The 4,159-nt window shown below is 40.4% G+C and carries 3 protein-coding genes and 1 other RNA gene; 1 reads left to right on the top strand and 3 read right to left on the bottom strand.

Going from position 1 to position 4,159, the window contains the following annotated elements; genetic code table 11:
• Positions 1–29 precede the first annotated feature (29 nt).
• On the bottom strand, positions 30–299 hold the full coding sequence (locus ADH90_RS06595; RefSeq protein WP_053092370.1) for a hypothetical protein: 270 nt from the start codon (positions 297–299) through the stop codon (positions 30–32).
• Positions 300–367: 68 nt separating this feature from the next.
• On the bottom strand, positions 368–2,593 hold the full coding sequence (gene recJ / locus ADH90_RS06590) for a single-stranded-DNA-specific exonuclease RecJ (RefSeq protein ID WP_049530508.1): 2,226 nt from the start codon (positions 2,591–2,593) through the stop codon (positions 368–370).
• A gap of 206 nt (positions 2,594–2,799) precedes the next feature.
• Here recJ and ssrA point away from each other — a divergent pair.
• Positions 2,800–3,147, top strand: a transfer-messenger RNA (tmRNA) gene (gene ssrA, locus ADH90_RS10620).
• Positions 3,148–3,363: 216 nt separating this feature from the next.
• Here the strand turns inward: ssrA and ADH90_RS10855 are convergent.
• A protein-coding gene (locus ADH90_RS10855; protein WP_152904481.1) for an IS630 family transposase occupies positions 3,364–4,159 on the bottom strand; the annotation gives its coding sequence in 2 pieces (ribosomal slippage) (positions 3,364–3,893 and positions 3,893–4,159; 797 coding nt annotated over the 2 pieces). This gene is flagged as partial in the annotation.

Genomic DNA, 4,159 nt, shown 5'->3' with positions numbered 1-4,159 from the left:
CTAATACTCAATGAAAATCAAAGAGCAAACTAGGAAACTAGCCGCAGGCTGTACTTTAGTACGGCAAGGCGACGTTGACGCGGTTTGAATTTGATTTTCGAAGAGTATAAATCACGCCCTTTTAGAAAGGATATAGTCAAGGTAAAATCAGCAGGACAAGTCAGCGACTCTAACTCCTGATCCAAAAAATCAAACAAATCTAAAAAGGTCTCCCTTGGTATCGGTAAACTTGCTTCAAATTCTTTCTTCTGTTGCTGCTTATACTCTGCCAGTAATTTCTTTTTCTTCTCTTTTTCCATTTTCTACTCCAGCCAACTTCAACTTGATAGCAAACAAAAAAGAGTCAGCAAGCCAACTCTTTCGATCTCTATTCACTTTTTTCCATCAAGAAATCATAGATTTCCTGGACTGTTCCAAGCGCCATAATCTCCTGATCTTTAACAGTTTGTTTCAGTTTTTGATAAATCTGACTTTCAGCTATATCACGCTTTTCAGCCTCTTTATTCACCCTCATGATACCATTCTCAATGGTCACAAAGCAAAGCTCTTCAAATATCTGAATCATTTTGACTAATAGGATTTGCTCAATCTTGAGATAGGCCGCCAAATCCTTGAGTTTATAGCGAATATCGAACTCTGGGAACTGATAGATGGTTTTATACAATTTTGCAAACTGCTCTCTTGTGCCATAGCCCGTCAAGTAGTAAGCCTTAGCTATATCATTTTTAAAGTAAAGAGCTGAAAACTCCTGCTCCTGACAGATTTTCTTAAGGAGGGATAAATCTTCAGGGATATTCTTAACGACAATAGCTGCACAAGAGGTCATATCAGGTAACTCTTGCGTAAAGTCCAAAACGGCTACCCCTTCTGGCAACAGGGCATTCTTGCCACGGATGTTAAAGAGCTGGACACCTTCTACACGGGCGTCAACCATCATCAACTGCAAGGTTGTTTGACCATTCCATTGGTTGACAGAGAGAGTCACCGCTAGTTCCAGTTGCTTGGTCTGTGAGAATTCAGTCGCCCATTTCCCTTGACCAAAAGCGACTACCTCAAAACTGGCTTCACCTTTGGAAATTTTCAGCTTGAGATGAGCATTCCCAGCTCCCATAACGCGAGCATTTTCAACTTGAAAATTTCGAATATAGAAGACAGGTTTTTGGTTATCCATCCCAAAAGGAGCTAGACGTTCAAAACTTTTCACCGTCTCCAAACTCAAGGCCTCTAAATCCAGTTCTTCGTCTAAAAATAGATTGTTTTTACCTTGGGCATCTGCACCTTTTTCTCGGATATATGCTTCCAAAACATCAGACAAGACTTCCAACTTATCCACTTCGAGGGTCATACCTGCAGCACCTGCGTGACCTCCAAAGGCGATAAACAGTTCTCGATGTGGGTCCAAGGCTTCAAAGATATCGACTGCTTCTATGCTTCGAGCACTTCCCTTGGCGCGTCCATCTTCGATATTTAGCACAATAACTGTCTGACCTAGTTCTTCAAGCAAACGCCCTGCCACAATTCCAAGAACCCCCGGATTCCAGCCTTCCTTGGCCAAAACTTGAACACTTTTATCAGGATCCACCATGCCCTTGGCTTCATCGTAAATCGACTGAACAATTTCCTTACGTTCTTCATTCTTTTGATGAATCAAAAGGGCGATTTCATGCACTTCCTCATCGTCAAATCCAGTCAACAAATCAATAGCTGGATTGGGATCATCCAAACGTCCTAGAGCATTTAAACGCGGTGCTAACTGAAAACCAACTGTCTCTTCTGTCACATCACTACTCGAAATCCCAGCGATTTCAAACATTTCTTGTAGACCCATTCGTTGAGTGTTGCGCAAGACCTCAAGACCATATTGGACCATGATACGATTTTCATCTGTCAGGCTGACCATGTCAGCAATTGTCCCGATTGCAACCAAGTCTAACAACTCAACCTGTACTTCTTCTAAAAGGGCACAAGCTAGCTTAAAAGCGACCCCACAACCAGCTAAATGTTTGAAAGGATAGTCCGCCCCTGGATGTTCAGAATGGATAATAGCATAGGCATCTGGTAAAACCTCAGGCATAGAATGGTGGTCGGTCACAATAACGTCCACTCCCATAGACTGAGCCAAATCAATGGCTTCATGCCCCGCCACACCATTGTCCACCGTCACAATCAAAGACACACCCTGCTGTTCGATAAAATATTTGTAGACACTGGCATTTGGACCATAACCATCCGTAAAGCGATTGGGAAGATAGACCAGGCACTCAGCACCTAACTGTTCTAAACTCTCCTTAACAATGGAAGCCGAAGTCATCCCATCCGCATCGTAGTCCCCGTAAATAAGAATCAGTTCCCCTTGCTCAATAGCATGGCGAATCCGCTCCACTGCCTTTTCCATATCATTTAAAAGGTAGGGATCATGTAATTCCTCCAAAGAAGGTTCTAAAAATTTTTTCAGACTAGTTTCATCCTTGATGCCTCGTTCAAATAACAAACGAGCTACTTCAGGACCCAAACCAGCTTTCTTAGCTATCTTTGTAAAATCCGCATCCTCAACTTGCGGAGCGAATTGCCAATTATAAGTAGGAATTATCAAAAAAATCATCCACTCTTTCTTACGATTCTATCTCTTTATTATAACATGATTTCCAGTTTTTCTCTTGATTTTCTTACTAAGTTGATGACTCTTCATCGCTCTAAACAGCCACTTATAAAACATAGACATCCCAAAGTGTCATTCCTTTTTTTACTTGACTTTTGCAATTTCCACTCAGATAAGGTATAATAATTGTATTGTCTTTTGGGGTCGTTACGGATTCGACAGGCATTATGAGGCATATTTTGCGACTCGTGTGGCGACGTAAACGCTCAGTTAAATATAACTGCAAAAAATAACACTTCTTACGCTCTAGCTGCCTAAAAACCAGCAGGCGTGACCCGATTTGGATCGCTCGTGTTCAATGACAGGTCTTATTATTAGCGAGATACGATCAAACTTTGTCTAGCAGTTTGATAAGAGATTGATAGACTCGCAGTTCCTAGGCTTGAGTTATGTGTCGAGGGGCTGTTAAAACAATACATAACCTATGGTTGTAGACAAATATGTTAGCAGGTGTTTGGACGTGGGTTCGACTCCCACCGGCTCCATTATATTTTTAAAAGGCGGTGGGACAGAAATCGATAGACAAAGTCTCGATTTCGTAGTCCCAGCGCTGTGAGGATGATTAGGAGCTTTTTGGAGTCTAAAAGACGAACAAAAAGTCCAATCAGCTATCGCGTCAAAGTTTGATTGCTAATAAAAAGTGAGGTCGGGATCTTTTGTCCCAACCTCTTTTTTGTTTGCCTAGTTTACAAATATATATATAGTCAATTGAAACAAGAATAAGACGACAGAGACTCGTAAAAAGTATTGCAACTTGGTAATACCTTTTTGAGGTGCTTTTTGATATGAGCCCATTTCTTCTCAATAGGATTGTACTCAGGTGAGTAGGGAGGAAGTGGTAAAAGTTTATGCCCAAACTCTTCACATAAGAGCTCTATCTTACCCATTCTATGGAATCTTGCATTATCCATACTAATAACCGATGGTTTGTTTAATGTTGGTAAGAGAAACTTCTGAAACCAAGCTTCCCAAAATTCGCTTGTCATCATCTCTTCGTAAGTCATTGGAGCTATTAACTCACCATTTGTTAGCCCAACAACCAAAGAAATCCTCTGATATCTTCTTCCAGATACTTTACCTCTTATTAACTGATCTTTAAATGAGCGACCATATTCTCGATAAAAATAAGTATCGAATCCTGTTTCATCAATATAAACAGGTGCTAGGTTCTTTAAACTATTAAAATGTTTAAGAAATAAAGCTACTTTTTCTGGGTCTTGTTCATAGTAGGTGTGGTTCTTTTTTTTCGAGTGAACCTCATAGCTTTAAGAGCATAGTGAATGGTAGTTGGATGACAGTCAAATCCAGAAGCTATTTCAGTCAAATAAGCATCTGGATTGTCAGCAAGATAGGTTTTAAGCCTATCTCTATCAACTTTTCTTGGTTTTGTTCCTTTTACTTGATGGTTTAGATCTCCTGTTTTCTCTTTTAGTTTTAACCAGCCATAAATGGTATTACGTGAGATTTGGAAAACGTGTGATGCATCTGTTATACTACCTG

Source organism: Streptococcus pseudopneumoniae (genome assembly GCF_001073085.1).
GTDB lineage: Bacteria > Bacillota > Bacilli > Lactobacillales > Streptococcaceae > Streptococcus > Streptococcus pseudopneumoniae_M.
This window is presented reverse-complemented; position numbering and strand designations above follow the sequence as displayed.